General features: G+C 73.4%; 13 protein-coding genes. 4 read left to right on the top strand and 9 right to left on the bottom strand.

Annotation, left to right across the window (positions count from 1 at the left end):
- The gene (topA, locus tag ABD086_RS06665; protein WP_343906699.1) at positions 1-2,691 is read right to left on the bottom strand and encodes a type I DNA topoisomerase; all 2,691 of its coding nucleotides are present in this window, start codon (positions 2,689-2,691) and stop codon (positions 1-3) included.
- 178 nt (positions 2,692-2,869) lie between these two features.
- On the opposite strand from topA, the gene ABD086_RS06660 reads away from it, so the two are divergent.
- The gene (locus ABD086_RS06660) at positions 2,870-3,628 is read left to right on the top strand and encodes a hypothetical protein (RefSeq protein WP_343906698.1); all 759 of its coding nucleotides are present in this window, start codon (positions 2,870-2,872) and stop codon (positions 3,626-3,628) included.
- Here ABD086_RS06660 and ABD086_RS06655 read toward each other — a convergent pair.
- Positions 3,618-5,078 (bottom strand): DUF7059 domain-containing protein, encoded by a 1,461-nt coding sequence (locus ABD086_RS06655; protein ID WP_343906697.1) that lies wholly within the window; start codon positions 5,076-5,078, stop codon positions 3,618-3,620. The genes ABD086_RS06660 and ABD086_RS06655 overlap by 11 nt on opposite strands.
- A 120-nt stretch (positions 5,079-5,198) precedes the next feature.
- On the opposite strand from ABD086_RS06655, the gene ABD086_RS06650 reads away from it, so the two are divergent.
- Positions 5,199-6,575, top strand: coding sequence for an Ig-like domain repeat protein (locus ABD086_RS06650; protein ID WP_343906696.1), 1,377 nt, complete (start codon positions 5,199-5,201; stop codon positions 6,573-6,575).
- Between the two features lie 59 nt (positions 6,576-6,634).
- Here ABD086_RS06650 and ABD086_RS06645 read toward each other — a convergent pair whose 3' ends face one another.
- Positions 6,635-9,013, bottom strand: a complete 2,379-nt coding sequence (locus ABD086_RS06645) for a sodium-translocating pyrophosphatase (RefSeq protein WP_343906695.1) — start codon at positions 9,011-9,013, stop codon at positions 6,635-6,637.
- A 178-nt stretch (positions 9,014-9,191) separates the two neighbouring features.
- A complete protein-coding gene (locus ABD086_RS06640) occupies positions 9,192-9,530 on the bottom strand; it encodes an STAS domain-containing protein (protein WP_343906694.1) in 339 nt (112 codons plus the stop codon).
- 177 nt (positions 9,531-9,707) lie between these two features.
- Between ABD086_RS06640 and ABD086_RS06635 the strand changes: the two genes are divergently transcribed.
- Together ABD086_RS06635 and ABD086_RS06630 are read left to right on the top strand one after the other, a co-directional pair.
- Positions 9,708-12,038, top strand: coding sequence for a DEAD/DEAH box helicase (locus ABD086_RS06635; protein WP_343906693.1), 2,331 nt, complete (start codon positions 9,708-9,710; stop codon positions 12,036-12,038).
- 15 nt (positions 12,039-12,053) lie between these two features.
- Positions 12,054-12,356: a hypothetical protein gene (locus ABD086_RS06630; RefSeq protein WP_343906692.1), complete on the top strand. Its 303-nt coding sequence runs from the start codon at positions 12,054-12,056 to the stop codon at positions 12,354-12,356.
- Here ABD086_RS06630 and ABD086_RS06625 read toward each other — a convergent pair.
- From ABD086_RS06625 to ABD086_RS06605, 5 genes are all read right to left on the bottom strand, one after another.
- Positions 12,353-12,697, bottom strand: a complete 345-nt coding sequence (locus tag ABD086_RS06625) for an Rv3654c family TadE-like protein (protein WP_343906691.1) — start codon at positions 12,695-12,697, stop codon at positions 12,353-12,355. The genes ABD086_RS06630 and ABD086_RS06625 overlap by 4 nt on opposite strands.
- Positions 12,694-13,059 carry a TadE family type IV pilus minor pilin gene (locus ABD086_RS06620; RefSeq protein WP_343906690.1) on the bottom strand — a complete coding sequence of 122 codons (366 nt, stop codon included), beginning with the start codon at positions 13,057-13,059 and terminating at the stop codon, positions 12,694-12,696. The genes ABD086_RS06625 and ABD086_RS06620 overlap by 4 nt, the downstream gene beginning before the upstream one ends.
- The gene (locus ABD086_RS06615) at positions 13,056-13,247 is read right to left on the bottom strand and encodes a DUF4244 domain-containing protein (RefSeq protein WP_343906689.1); all 192 of its coding nucleotides are present in this window, start codon (positions 13,245-13,247) and stop codon (positions 13,056-13,058) included. The genes ABD086_RS06620 and ABD086_RS06615 overlap by 4 nt, the downstream gene beginning before the upstream one ends.
- A gap of 137 nt (positions 13,248-13,384) precedes the next feature.
- Complete coding sequence (locus ABD086_RS06610) at positions 13,385-14,092, bottom strand: type II secretion system F family protein (protein WP_343906688.1); 708 nt, start codon at positions 14,090-14,092, stop codon at positions 13,385-13,387.
- Positions 14,089-14,343: type II secretion system F family protein (locus ABD086_RS06605; RefSeq protein ID WP_425571562.1), on the bottom strand; the 255-nt coding region annotated here is incomplete at its 5' end. The genes ABD086_RS06610 and ABD086_RS06605, both read right to left, overlap by 4 nt.

The following is a 14,343-nucleotide window of genomic DNA, read 5'->3' as shown; positions in this document are numbered from 1 at the left end:
TCAGGACTTCTTGGCGGCGGCCTTCTTCGTCGTCTTCTTCGCGGTCTTCGTGGCGGCCTTCTTCGCGGGGGCCTTCTTCGCGCCCTTCTTGGCCGCCTTCTTCGCCGGGCCCTTGGCGCGGCGCTCGGCGAGCAGCTCGGCGGCCCGCTCGAGCGTGATCGCGTCGACCGAGTCGTCCTTGCGCAGCGTGGCGTTGTACTCACCGTCGGTGACGTACTCGCCGAACCGGCCGGCCTTCACCACGACCGGCTGGCCCGAGACCGGGTCGTTCCCGAGCTCCTTGAGCGGCGCCGCCGCGGCAGCGCGGCCGCGCTGCTTCGGCTGGGCGTAGATCCGCAGCGCCTCGTCGAGGCCGATCGTGAGGAGCTGGTCCTCCGACGTGAGCGACCGCGAGTCGGTGCCCTTCTTCAGGTACGGGCCGTAGCGGCCGTTCTGGGCGGTGATCTCCTCGCCCGACTCCGGGTCGGTGCCCACCACGCGCGGCAGCGACAGCAGCTTGAGCGCGTCGTCGAGGGTGACGGTGTCCAGCGACATCGACGAGAACAGCGAGCCGGTGCGCGGCTTGGCGCCCTTCGGCGCGTCCTCGGGGAGGACCTCGGTGACGTACGGGCCGTATCGCCCGTTCTTGGCCACGATCTCCAGCCCCGTCTCGGGGTGCTGACCCAGCTGGATCTCCTCGCCGGCCGGGTTCGCCAGCAGCTCCTTGGCCTTGGCGACCGTCAGCTCGTCGGGCGGCAGGTCGTCGGGCACGTTCGCGCGGACGGCGTACGGCGTGCCGTCGTCGTCCGGGCCCTCGAGGTAGGGGCCGTAGCGCCCGACCCGCAGCTGGATGCCGGAGTCGTCGCCGCCGACCGGGAACGTCGCGAGCTCGCGGGCGTCGATCTCGCCGAGCCCGTCGACCAGGGTCTTGAGGCCCTCGACGTCGCCGGAGCCGAAGTAGAACTCGGCGAGCTCGGTGTTGCGGTCCTTGCGACCGGACGCGATCTCGTCGAGCACGTCCTCCATGCTCGCGGTGAACTCGTAGGAGATCTGCCGCGGGAAGTGCTCCTCCAGCAGGCGGGTGACCGAGAACGCCAGCCACGCCGGCACCAGCGCGGTGCCCTTCTTGTAGACGTACCCGCGGTTGAGGATCGTGCCGATGATCGACGCGTACGTCGAGGGCCGGCCGATCTCGCGGTCCTCGAGCTCCTTGATCAGCGTGGCCTCGGTGTAGCGGGCCGGCGGCTTGGTCTCGTGGCCGCTCGCGGTGATCGACGCGGCGCTGACGGCGTCGCCCTGGTCGAGGTTCGGCAGCCGGGTCTCGGCGTCGTCCTTCTGGCCGCCCTCCTCGGTGCCCTCGACGTACGCCTTGAGGAAGCCGTGGAACGTGATGGTGCGGCCGCTGGCGGAGAACACGACGTCCTCGCCGGTCGCCGCGGCCCCGCCGAGGCGGACGGTCACGGTGTTGCCGACGGCGTCCTTCATCTGCGACGCGACGGTGCGCATCCAGATCAGCTCGTAGAGGCGGAACTGGTCGCCGGTCAGGCCGGTCTGCGCCGGGGTGCGGAAGCTGTCGCCGGCGGGCCGGATCGCCTCGTGCGCCTCCTGGGCGTTCTTGACCTTGCTCGCGTAGACCCGGGGGGCGTCGGGCAGGTACTCGCCGCCGTACAGCTCGCGCACCTGGGCCCGCGCCGCACCGACGGCCGCGTCCGACAGCGTGGTGGAGTCGGTACGCATGTAGGTGATGAAGCCGTTCTCGTACAGCCGCTGCGCCACCGACATGGTCACCGACGCGCTCATGCCGAGCTTGCGGCTGGCCTCCTGCTGGAGGGTGGTGGTGCGGAACGGCGCGTACGGCGAGCGCCGGTACGGCTTGGCCTCGACGGAGCGGACCTCGAACGTCGAGTCCTGCAGCGCGCCGGCGAGCGCCTCGGCGCGAGCCCGGTCGAGGTGCACGACGTTGGCGTTCGCCTTGAGCACGCCGTCCTGGCCGAAGTCGGAGCCGCGGGCGACCCGGACGTCGTCGACGGAGTGCAGCTTGGCCGGGAACATCCGCTGGTCGTGCTTGGCGCCGGCGTCGAAGGTGCCCTCGAGGTCCCAGTAGGACGCGACCCGGAAGCGCATCCGCTCCCGCTCCCGGTCGACGACCAGGCGGGTCGCCACGGACTGCACCCGGCCCGCGGACAGGCCGGACATGACCTTCTTCCAGAGCACCGGGCTGACCTCGTAGCCGTAGAGGCGGTCGAGGATGCGGCGGGCCTCCTGGGCCTCGACGAGGTCCATGTCCAGCTCGCGCGGGTTCTCGGCGGCGGCCAGGATCGCCGGCTTGGTGATCTCGTGGAAGACCATCCGCTTGACCGGGATGCCCTTCGGCTTCAGCTCGTCGAGCAGGTGCCAGGCGATCGCCTCCCCCTCGCGGTCCTCGTCGGTGGCGAGGTAGAGCTCGTCGGCGTCCTTGAGCAGGGTCTTCAGCTTGGAGATGTGCGACTTCTTGTCGCGCGGTACGACGTAGTACGGCTCGAAGCCGTGGTCGACGTCGACCGCGAGGCGGCCCCACGGCTTGTCCTTGATCTTCGCCGGCGTGTCCGCGGCGCTGTTCGGGAGGTCGCGGATGTGGCCGATGGAGGACTCGACGACGTACCCCTGGCCGAGGTACCCGCCGATCGTGCGGGCCTTCGCCGGGGACTCGACGATCACCAACTTGTGGGCCACTGGACCTCTGTCTCCTGCTGCGTTGCTACTGGGGTTGCTACCGGGGCTGCTGCGCGCCGATGTGGGCGTACGGCTGGACACGGTAGCGCGAACCCCGCGAAAGCCATTCCCGGGCGGCTGGTCCAGACGGCGTCGACGGCCCGGTGACACGCCTGCGGAGGCGACCTACCGTCGGTCCATGGGACAGCACCGGATCGTCCCCATCTGCGTCGCCCTCGTCCTCGTGGCGGCGGTGACCGCCGCGAGCGCGGAGCCGGTCGGGCGGGACGGGAATCACGGCGTCCACGGCTCCGTCTCGACGACCACCCCGGCCGGCGGGACCAACACGGTGACCTCGGGCAACGTGCCGAAGGACACCGACCTCATCTCGATCCTGGTGGGGGATGAAGCCGGCGACACCGCCCTCTTCAAGTCGATGACGTTCTCCTTGATGCAGTTCAAGACGCCGGGCAAGCGCACGGTCGCGTGTGCCGTCCTGGCGGGACGCACGCTGAAGAAGATGCGCGACCTCGCCGTCGGCACCGACCTCAGTCCCGAGGCGTTCGAGAGCCTCGCCCAGACCGTCGCGCTGGCCCACGCCGCCTTGTGCCTGCGGATCGCCCGGTTGATGGCGGACATCGAGTCGGAGGCGCCGGCTCGCGCGGGCCGGGCGGCCGCCAGGTCGTGCGACGTCGTACCCATCAGCGTCGCCGTACGGACCGAGCGCACCGAGGACGGCGGCTACCGCGTCGTCCCCACCGGCAAGCTCACGGACCGGGCCAAGCCGCTCCCCGCCAAGATCACCTGCAAGGGCAAGGACGGGAAGCTCAAGATCGCGATCAAGGCCAAGAAGGGGACCGACCTGAGCAAGGGCCTCCAGAAGAGCGTCAAGTTCGGGATCGTGAGCCCGTCCGACGCGACGAGCGACGCCCACATCAAGGTCGGCTTCAAGGGATGAGGAAGCCCTCCGCGACCAGCTCCCGCACCCTCGGGAGGTAGGTGTCCCGGGTCTCGGCCGGGTCGCGGTCGAGCAGCTGCGCGACCGCGTCCAGGATCTGCCCGACGGTGAGCTCGCCGTCGCTGGCGCCGACCAGCGCGGCCTCGACGGTGTCGACCCGCCGGGCCCGGCGCAGCCCGCGCTGCTGGCGCAGCACCACCGTCTCCGGGTCCTCGGCCCCGGGCGCGCCGACGGTCTCCTGGCGCACGTCGGGGCGGGCGGTCAGGCGGGAGCCGAGGTCGACCCGGGTCTCGGCCGCGCGGGCCCAGTCGCGGATCGCGGGGGCGATCGGCTGCTCCACGTCGTACGGCCACTCGAGCAGCTCGCGGCGCGAGGACCCGGTGCGATGCAGGTTGATCCAGCCGAAGCCGATCGCCTCGACGCCCTGGTCCTCGAACCACGACAGCCAGGTGTCGTACCGCACCAGGTAGTCGACCGAGCCGTGCAGGCCGGCGTCCTTGAGCCAGAGCTCGACGTACGACGCGGGGTCGACCACCTCGCGCTGCACGACGTACGCGTCGGTGCCCTCGGGCACCCAGGCGGCGAGCCGCTCGTCCCAGGGCACATCGGTGGCGATCACCCAGTTCGCCAGCACCTGGCACCAGCCCCCGTCGGTGAGGTGGTCGGGCGCGGCCCGCACGATGTCCTCGACGACGCGGTCGCCCGGCAGCCCGGAGTCGCGGTAGACCAGCCGCTCGCCGGTCGCCGGCGAGATCACGAACGGCGGGTTCGTGGTGATGAGGTCGAACCGCTCCCCCGCCACCGGCTCGAAGAACGAACCCTCGCGCACGTCGACCGGCGCGGAGACCTCGTTCAGGTCGACGTTGAAGCGGGCCAGGCGGAGCGCCCGCCGGTTGACGTCGGTGGCGACCACGGCGTCGCTGTGCCCGGCGAGGTGCAGCGCCTGGACCCCGCTGCCGGTGCCGAGGTCGAGCGAGCGCCCGACCCGGTCGCGGATGGTGAGCTGGGCCAGCGACGTCGACGCCGAGCTGATCCCGAGCACGTGGTCCGGGCCGACCCGGCTGCTGCCGCCGTCCAGGCCGGGCGTGAGGTCGCTGACCACCCAGTGGTGCTGGTCGTCCGTGGCGTAGGGCCGGACGTCGAGGCGGGCGGCGACCTCGCCCACCGTCTGCTCGAGGAAGCCCTCGGCCGCCAGCCGGTCGACCAGGCCGGGCAGGGCGCGCTGCGCGGCCGCCAGCTCGACCGGCGCCTGGAGCAGGAACAGCCGGATCAGCGTCTCGAGCGGCCAGCCCCCCGTCGTACGGCGGAGGCCGGGCGTCGTCTCGTTGCGCGCGAGGGCCTCGTGTGCCACGGGGCCGAGCACCTCCGCGACCGCGTCGTAGGTGAACCCGGCCATCACCAGGGCGGCACGCAGCCGGTGCGGCAGCTCGGGCACGGGGGGCTCGGTCACGGACCGACACTAGACCGCGTTCCTGAGCGATGGTCCAGACCGCAGGTTCGGGCGCCGCCTGTGACGGGCATCACCCGGCAGGACGACGCGCCGACGGCGGTGCGTCCTGGGGAGGAATCGATGCGGAACTCTGCGCGCGCTCTCGGCGCCACGGTGGTCACGGCACTCGTCGCCGGCGGCATGACCTGGGGATCGTCCCTGGTGCTGCAGGCGGCCGCCGCACCACCACCCGGCGCGCCCGCGTCCCGGGTCGCCCTCGATCCCGAGCTCCCCACCGTCACGCTTCCGACGACCACTCTTCCGAGCGTTCCGCTCCCCACCTCGACGGAGTCCACCGCCACGGCCGCGGCGTCGCCGGTCGACGACCTCCTCCAGCTCGTCGGTGGCCTCGAGCTGCCCGCCTCGGCGGAGGTCGGGCAGCTGATCGCGCCGACCGACCCGGTGTGGAGCCTGCCGGGCGTGACCACGAGCTTCCAGTGGCTGCGCGACGGGGCGCCGATCCCGGGGGCGACCGGTCCGACCTTCGTCCCGACGCTCGAGGACGCCGGGCACGCGATCTCGGCCCAGGTGACCGGGACGCTGGCCGGTGTCCCGGCGGTCACCGTGATCACCGACGCGCTCGACATCCCGCTGGCCCAGGGCACCCAGCTGAGCCCGACGGGCGACGTGTCCATCGGCGGCCCCAAGAAGATCGGGACGACGGCGACCCTGACCGGCCCGACGTGGGACCAGGAGGGCGTGACGAACGACTACCGGTGGCTGCGCGACGACGCCCCGATCGCCGGCGCCACCGCGGCGACGTACGCCCTGGTGGCCGAGGACTTCGGCCACGCCATCTCCGTCAAGGTCACCGGGCACAAGGAGGGCTTCACCGACAACACCGTGACCAGCGACCCGGTCCGGCCCGCGATCGGCGACGCGCTCCAGTTCGTGACGAAGCCGCGGGTCACCGGCACGGGCGCGGTCGGCAGGCTGCTCACCGCCGACCCCGGGCAGTGGTCCGGCGGCACCGAGGGCTCCGGTCCGCCGGCGTACACCTACCAGTGGCTGCGCAACGGGACCGCGATCAGCGGCGCGGTGGCGCAGACCTACCAGGTCGAGTCGGCGGACGTCGGCAGGGACCTCGCGGTGCTGGTGACCGCCACGCGGCCCGCGTACAAGGCCGGCAGGTTCACGACCGCCCCGGTCCACGTCGCCAAGCTCGCCTCGACGCTCACCGCGTCGCTCGCGTCGAAGACCGTGAAGAAGGGCAAGGCCGCGACCATGCGGCTGGTGCTGAAGGTGCCCGGGGTGGCGTCGCCCACGGGCGCCGTGAAGATCCTGGACGGCTCCAGGGCGCTCGCGAAGGGCGCTTTCGCCAAGGGCGGCCACGGCCGGCTGGTCGTGAGGCTCGCGAAGCTGAAGCCGGGCAAGCACCGGCTCAAGGCCGTGTACGCCGGCTCGCCCACCGTCGCGGGAGCGACGTCGAAGGTCCTCACGCTCACCGTCGCCAGGTAGCCGTACGACGAAAGGCCCGCCCGAGTGTCCTCGGGCGGGCCTTCGTCGTTGCGGTCGCGCTAGTGCTGCGGTGCCTCGAACTGCTGCGTCGGCGCGGGGTCGCTCGGGGGAGCGGCCTGGACCGGCGGCGGGGGCGGCGGCGGCGCGGACCGGCCGGGCGCGTCGTCCTCGCCGATCACCGTCGAGCGGCGCTTGGAGACGTACACCGCTGCGACGATGCCCGCGAACGCGACCACCGCGATCACGATGCGCAGCGGCGTGTTGGCGTCCTCGCCGAACGACAGCTTCACGATCGCGCCCACGATCAGCAGCGACACCAGGTTCATCACCTTGAGCAGCGGGTTGATCGCCGGGCCGGCGGTGTCCTTGAACGGGTCGCCGACGGTGTCGCCGATCACCGTGGCGGCGTGGGCCTCGGACCCCTTGCCGCCGTGGTTGCCGTCCTCGACCAGCTTCTTGGCGTTGTCCCAGGCGCCGCCCGAGTTGGCGAGGAACACCGCCATCAGGGTGCCGGTCGCGATCGCGCCGGCCAGGAACCCGGCGAGCGGCCCGACGCCGAGACCGAAGCCGACGGCGATCGGGGCGAGGATGGCCAGCAGGCCGGGCGTCGCGAGCTCGCGCAGCGAGTCCTTGGTGACGATGTCGACCACGCGCCCGTACTCCGGACGGCCGGTGCCCTCCATGATCCCGGGGATGTCGCGGAACTGCCGGCGCACCTCGAAGACCACCGCGCCGGCCGCCCGGCCGACGGCATTGATCGCGAGGCCCGAGAAGAGGAACACCACCGCGGCGCCGAGCAGCATGCCGACCAGGACGTTCGGGTAGGACGCGTCGAACTGGAGCGACAGCATGCTCAGCCTGCCGGGCTCCTCGGTCACGCGGATCTCGTCCAGCGCCTCGGCGAGCGCGTTGGTGTAGGACCCGAACAGCGCGCTGGCCGCGAGCACCGCCGTGGCGATGGCGATGCCCTTGGTGATGGCCTTCGTGGTGTTGCCGACCGCGTCGAGCTCGGTGAGGATCTGGGCGCCCGCCTCGTCGACGTCGCCCGACATCTCGGCGATGCCCTGGGCGTTGTCCGACACCGGGCCGAACGTGTCCATGGCGACGATCACGCCGACGGTCGTCAGCAGGCCGCAGCCGGCGAGGGCGACGGCGAAGAGCGCCACCGGGATCGAGCCGGCGCCGATCAGGAACGCCCCGAAGACCGCGGCGCCGATGACCAGCGTCGTGTAGACGGCGGACTCGAAGCCGACCGCGAGGCCGGAGAGGATCACCGTCGCCGCACCGGTCAGCGACGTCTTGCCGACGTCCTTGACCGGGCGATGGTCCGTGCCGGTGAAGTAGCCGGTGAGGCTGAGGATGATCGACGCGAGCGCGATGCCGATGAGGACCGCGACCGAGGCCACGATCCGCGGGTCGGCGTCGGACTGGACCGTGCCGTTCGCGAAGTCCGCGAAGTCGCCCGGCAGGTAGACGAACGCCAGGATCACGCTCGCCACCGCGCCGATCGCCGCCGAGATGTAGAACGCCCGGTTGATCGTGACCAGGCCGTTCTCGCCGGTGCGCGGGCGGCACAGGTAGACGCCGGCGACCGCGGTCAGCGCGCCGATGGCCGGGATCAGGAGCGGGAACACCAGGCCCTTGTCGCCGAACGCCTGGGAGCCCAGGATCAGCGCCGCGACCAGGGTGACGGCGTACGACTCGAACAGGTCGGCCGCCATGCCGGCGCAGTCGCCGACGTTGTCACCGACGTTGTCGGCGATCGTGGCGGCGTTGCGCGGGTCGTCCTCCGGGATGTTCTGCTCGACCTTGCCGACCAGGTCCGCGCCGACGTCCGCGGCCTTGGTGAAGATGCCGCCGCCGACTCGCATGAACATCGCGAGCAGGGCCGCGCCGAAGCCGAAGCCCTCGAGCACGTGGGGTGCGTGGTCCTGGAACAGGATCACCACGAGGCTGGCGCCGAGCAGGCCGAGGCCGACGGTCAGCATGCCGACGGTCGCTCCGGTGCGGAAGCCGATGTTCATCGCCGGGTTGCGGCCCTCGGTCTGCGCGGCCGACGCCACCCGGAGGTTGGCCCGCACGGCCAGCGACATGCCGAGGTAGCCGACGGTGGCGGAGAAGCCGGCGCCGACGAGGAAGAACACCGACCGGAAGATCCGGACCGTGGCGTCGTCGGCGGGCAGGGCCAGCAGCAGGAAGAACGCGACCGCGGCGAAGATCGCCAAGGTGCGGAACTGCCGCTGCAGGTACGCGTTCGCGCCCTCCTGCACCGCCTGGGCGATGTTCTTCATGTTGTCGGTGCCCTCACCGGCGGCAAGTACTTCCTGGCGGAACATGGCCGCCATCGCGAGCGCGCCCAGCGCGATCAGTGCGACGACGATGACCAGGACGAGATTGCCCCCGGAGACTTCCACCGCGGCGGGATAGATCCCCGTCATGCGAGTCCTCCTGGGAGTGATGGAGTGATGCAGATCTCACGGACGGGCCGGAGTCTACGCATGGCCGGCCGCGCGGCGGCACGCGGTTGTGACCCGGACCACATCACGTGTCGTGGTGCAGTACCCGAAATGGCGACGGACCCCTCGTCGTACGACGAGGGGTCCGTGGCGAGGAACGTCAGCTGCCGGCGAGGGCGGCGTCCGCGGACTCGTGGATGACGAACACCTTGGCGAGGCCGGTGATGCGGAAGATCTTGAGCAGCCGGTCCTGGTTGCACACCAACTGCAGGGAGCCGTCGTGGGCGCGCACCTTCTTCAGGCCGCCGACCAGGACACCGAGCCCCGTGGAGTCGAGGAACTCGACCTCCTCCATGTCGATGACGATGTCGTAGACACCGCCCGCGACCAGCTCGGTGATCTTGTCGCGCAGCTTGGGAGCCGTGTAGACGTCGATCTCGCCACCGACGGCAACGATGGTCTTGCCACCGGCTTCGCGCGTCGTCAGAGTCAGGTCCACCTATGTCTCCCGGGTGCAGCTGGTCAGGTCGCCGGAGGCGTCGCGGGAAGGCACCCCGACATCCGGCCAGCACAATGAAACCACGCCTGTGGCGATGTGTGCACAAGTAGTCGACAGACGGCGCGGTGCGAGCGCCTCGCCGCCGCCGATGTCGGCGCCGTGGCGGACAATGGTCGGGTGACGTCGACGGTCGGATCCCGACCCCCCGGTGCGACCGGTGTGCGCGGCGTGGTCGAGCGGCTCGCCGCCGTCCCCGGCCGCGAGGACCGGCTGCGTCATCTCGAGGTCCTGCCGGCGCGGCCCGCCCGCCACGCCGACTGGCCGGCGTGGGCCGCCGGCGACGTCGTCGCGGCCTTCCGGGCCCGCGGCGTCGACACGCCGTGGGTGCACCAGGCCGCCGCGGCCGACGCCGCGCACCACGGCCAGCACGTCGTGATGGCGACCGGCACCGCGTCCGGCAAGAGCCTGGGCTACCAGCTCCCGGCGCTGTCCGCCGTCCGCTCGGCACGGCGCACGCGGGGCCAGCGCGGCGCGACCGTCCTCTACCTCGCGCCCACCAAGGCGCTCGCCCAGGACCAGCTGGCCGGCATCTCGGCGCTCGGGCTCGACGTCCGGGTCACCACCCACGACGGCGACAGCAGCCGCGAGCAGCGGGACTGGGCGCGCGACCACGCGGAGTACGTCCTCACCAACCCCGACATGCTGCACCGCTCCCTGCTGCCCGGGCACGCGCGGTGGGCGTCGTTCCTCGGCTCGCTGCGCTACGTCGTGGTCGACGAGTGCCACCACTACCGCGGCGTGTTCGGCGCGCACGTCTCGCACGTGCTCCGGCGGCTGCGCCGGATCTGCGCGCTGTACGGCGCGTCGCCGACGTTCGTGCTCGCGTCCGCGACCGTCGCCGAGCCGGAGGTCTTCGCCGGCCGGCTGACCGGCCTCGACGTGCTGGCGGTCACCGGCGACGCCTCGCCGCGCGGCGAGGTCTCGCTGGTGCTGTGGGAGCCGCCGCTCACCTCGTTCACGGGCGAGAACGGCGCGCCGGTGCGCCGGGCCGCGTCCTCGGAGACCGCCGACCTGCTGGCCGACCTGGTCGCGGAGGACGTCCGCACGCTCGCGTTCATCCGGTCCCGCCGGGGCGCGGAGCAGGTGGCGATGACCGCCGCCGAGCTGCTCGCCGAGGTCGACCCCGCGCTGCCCGGCCGGGTGGCGTCGTACCGCGGCGGCTACCTGCCCGAGGAGCGCCGGGCGATCGAGGAGGCGCTGCGCCGCGGCGAGCTGACCGGGCTGGCGGCGACCAACGCGCTCGAGCTCGGCATCGACATCAGCGGCCTGGACGCGGTGCTGATGGCCGGCTTCCCCGGCACCCGCGCCGCGCTGTGGCAGCAGGTGGGCCGGGCCGGCCGCGGGGCCCAGGACGCGCTCGGGCTGCTGGTCGCGCGCGACGACCCGCTGGACACCTACCTGGTCGGCCACCCGGAGGCGCTGCTGGGCGCCCCGGTCGAGGCGACCGTGTTCGACCCCTCCAACCCGTACGTCCTCGGCCCGCACCTGTGCGCCGCCGCGCACGAGGCGCCGCTGACGGAGGCGGACCTGCCGCTGTTCGGGCCGACCGCGCTCGAGGTCGTGGACGCGCTCACCGAGGGCGGGCTGCTCCGCCGGCGGCCGCGGGGCTGGTTCTGGACCGACCGGCGTCGCGCCAGCGACCTGGCCGACATCCGCTCGACGGGCGGGTCGCCGGTGCAGCTGATCGAGGCGGACACCGGCCGGGTCGTCGGCACCGTCGACGCCTCCAGCGCGCACGGCACCGCCCACCCCGGCGCCGTCTACGTCCACCGGGGCGAGACCTGGCTGGTGCGGTCGCTGGACCTCGAGGACCACGTGGCGGTGATCGAGCGCGCCGAGCCCGACTACTCGACCAGCGCCCGGGAGGTCACCGACATCTCGATCGTCCGCGAGCGCGAGTACGCGTGGTGGGGCGACTGCCGGCTGTCCTTCGGCGACGTCGACGTGAGCCACCAGGTGGTGTCCTTCCTCAAGCGCCGCCAGCCCGGCGGCGACGTGCTCGGCGAGGAGCCGCTCGACCTGCCCGAGCGCTCGCTGCGCACCACCGCCGTGTGGTGGACGGTGCCGGACGCCGCGCTGGCCGAGGCCGGGCTGACCGGCCGCGACCTGCCGGGCGCGGCGCACGCCGCCGAGCACTGCTCGATCGGCCTGCTGCCGCTGTTCGCCACCTGCGACCGGTGGGACATCGGTGGCGTCTCGACCGCGGTGCACCCGGACACCGGCCTGCTCACGGTCTTCGTCCACGACGGCCACCCGGGCGGGGCGGGGTTCGCCGAGCGCGGGTTCCGGGCCGCCCGCGAGTGGCTGACCGCGACCCGCGACACGATCCGGTCCTGCGAGTGCGACGAGGGCTGCCCCTCGTGCATCCAGTCGCCCAAGTGCGGCAACCAGAACAACCCGCTCGACAAGGCCGGCGCCGCCGCGCTCCTCGACGTACTGCTCGGGTAGCCGTAGGGTCCGGCCATGGTCGTCCTGGGATTGCTGCTCATGGCCGTCGGCGCGGTCGCCGTCGTGGGTGCACTGTTCACCGCGGAGGGGTCGACCCAGCTGTTCGGCCTGGACATCAGTGCGCTGGCGATGTTCTTCGTCGGGCTCGGCGCCGGCCTCGCGATCGTGTGGGGCTTCGGGTTCTCCAAGTGGGGCACCAAGCGCACCCTGCGGCAGCGCCGCGAGAGCAAGCAGCTCAGCGAGCTGCACGAGAAGCTCGAGAAGCGCGAGGCCGAGGAGCGCGCCGACGAGAACGACCGCCAGGAGCGCAGCTACTAGGGCTGGGCCGGTCCCGCCCGCGCCTCCGCCGAGAGGTCGGCGACCTGGCCGAGCCAGTGCGGCCCGTCGACGGTCACCGTGACGATCGCGTCGCGGCCTTGGAGAGCGCAGGCGACCAGGCGGGCGTCGTTGGCCGCGGCGACCGCGGAGCCGGCGGCGCACGGGTCGCGGCCGGTGCCCACCGCGTCGGCCGCCGCCAGCGCCGCCAGGTCGGCCGCGGACTGGGCGACCCGGTGGGCCCGCACCATCGCCGCGACCACGCCCAGCGCGGCGCCGAGCAGGAGCAGCACCGAGATGCAGGCGACGGCGAACAGGGTCGCCGAGCCGCGCTCGCCCCTCACGGAGACGACTCCTCGGCGGCCGCCACCGCCTGCGCCGACACCGTGACGCCGGGCAGCCGGCCGAACAGCCCGCCCGGCCCGGCGACCCGGCCCACGACGACGGCGGTGACCTGACCGCCGTCGTCGCGGACGGTGACCGCGCTGCCCGCCGGGGCCACCCGCTCGCCGCGGGCCACGGCCTCCGGAACGGCGTCGCCCCGGGCGACCGCGCGGGCGGTCTCCCGGGCGGCGTCGACCGCGCGGACCTGCGCCGCTCCGACCGCGAGCAGCCACACCAGGCCGAGGGTCACCGCGACCAGCAACGGCAGCACCATGGCCAACTCGGCGGTGGCGGCCCCGCGCTCGCGGTCGGTGTGGCTCATCCGATGCCCAGCAGGCTCAGCACGTGGTCGAACAGGGTCTTGAGCAGCTGGTCGCCGAACCCGCCGGTGAGCAGCTTGTAGAGCAGGCCCGCGAGGCCGGCCCCCGCGGCGGTGCCCACGGCGTACTCGGCGGTGGTGATCCCGCGCTGGTCCCCCGCGTGGGAGCGGCGGCGAAGGTGGTGGGTCATCTGGCTCTCCGTTTCCCGGCCGCCCGGTGCGGCCGACGACGTCGACCCTGCGCCAGTCCGGGGACGTCGCGCCGAGCCCGCCGGACGCGCTGTGGAAGCCGCTGCGGGACGGGGCGCGGTGGACGACAGGTGGGCCGTCAGAGGTCCAGCGCGGTGAGCAGTGCCACCACCAGCGGGACGATCCCGACGAGCACGAACGCGGGCAGCAGGCACAGCCCCAGCGGCAGCGCCGCCTTCACCCCGACCGCGCGGGCGCGGTCCTCGGTCTCGGCCCGGCCGGCTCGGGCGAGGTCGTCGGCGAGCCGCTCCATCGACGCGACGACCGGTGCGCCGGAGGCGTGGGCCCGGGCGAGCGCGCGACCGAGGCGGCCCAGCTCCGGGTCCGCAGCGAGACCCTCCCAGACCTGGACCGGGTCGAGGCCGAGCGACAGCCGGGCGGCCACGGGGGCCAGCCGGTCGGCGGCGGCGCCGGGCAGGGCCGCGGCGACCACCGCCACGCCGTCGCCGGGCGCGGCGCCGCCGCGCAGGGTCGCGGCGAACAGCTCCACCACGTGCGGCAGGTCGCGCCGTACCTCGGCCCGCCGCCGGCGCACGTCCGCGGGCTCGGCCCGGCCGACTGCCGTCCAGGTGGCCACGGCGGCAGCCGCGCCGGCGACCGGCGCCACCGGCCCCTGCAGGAACAGGAACGCACCGAGGCCGGCCAAGCCGCTCCACAGCAGCCGGTGCCGGTGCAGCCAGCCGGCGGCGCTGGGAGCCGCGGTCGCACCCCGGACCCGCAGGACCGGCCGCGCGGGGAAGGCGAGGGCGGCGGCCACGGCGGCGCAGGCGACCGGCACCCAGGTCACGGCTCGACCTCGGCGGCGATCGCCTCGATCCACCAGAGCCCGGCGAGCCCGAACGCCAGGCCGCCGGCGAGGCAGCCGAGGCCGGCCGGGGTGCGCAGCAGGAACCCCCACGGGTCGCCGCCCGCACCGGACCCCATGAGGAGCGCGAGCACCGGGAGCCCGGCCACCAGCCGCGCGGTGGCACGGGCCGAGGCGAGCTCGCCCTCCACCACTCGGCGGGTGGCCGCCGCGGCGCGCAGCGACTCCGCGAC

Origin of the sequence: Nocardioides aquiterrae, from assembly GCF_039526625.1 — a bacterium.
In the GTDB taxonomy this organism is placed as follows: Bacteria; Actinomycetota; Actinomycetes; order Propionibacteriales; family Nocardioidaceae; genus Nocardioides; species Nocardioides aquiterrae.
The sequence above is the reverse complement of the archived record's forward strand: the minus strand, read 5'-3'. Positions and strand labels throughout refer to the sequence as shown.

Excerpts from the sequence above, each read along its gene's own strand:
- ABD086_RS06615 (WP_343906689.1), bottom strand. The coding sequence starts at position 13,247 with ATGACCCACCACCTTCGCCGCCGCTCCCACGCGGGGGACCAGCGCGGG.
- ABD086_RS06645 (WP_343906695.1), bottom strand. The coding sequence starts at position 9,013 with ATGACGGGGATCTATCCCGCCGCGGTGGAAGTCTCCGGGGGCAATCTC.
- ABD086_RS06650 (WP_343906696.1), top strand. The coding sequence starts at position 5,199 with ATGCGGAACTCTGCGCGCGCTCTCGGCGCCACGGTGGTCACGGCACTC.
- ABD086_RS06660 (WP_343906698.1), top strand. The coding sequence starts at position 2,870 with ATGGGACAGCACCGGATCGTCCCCATCTGCGTCGCCCTCGTCCTCGTG.
- ABD086_RS06620 (WP_343906690.1), bottom strand. The coding sequence starts at position 13,059 with ATGAGCCACACCGACCGCGAGCGCGGGGCCGCCACCGCCGAGTTGGCC.
- ABD086_RS06630 (WP_343906692.1), top strand. The coding sequence starts at position 12,054 with ATGGTCGTCCTGGGATTGCTGCTCATGGCCGTCGGCGCGGTCGCCGTC.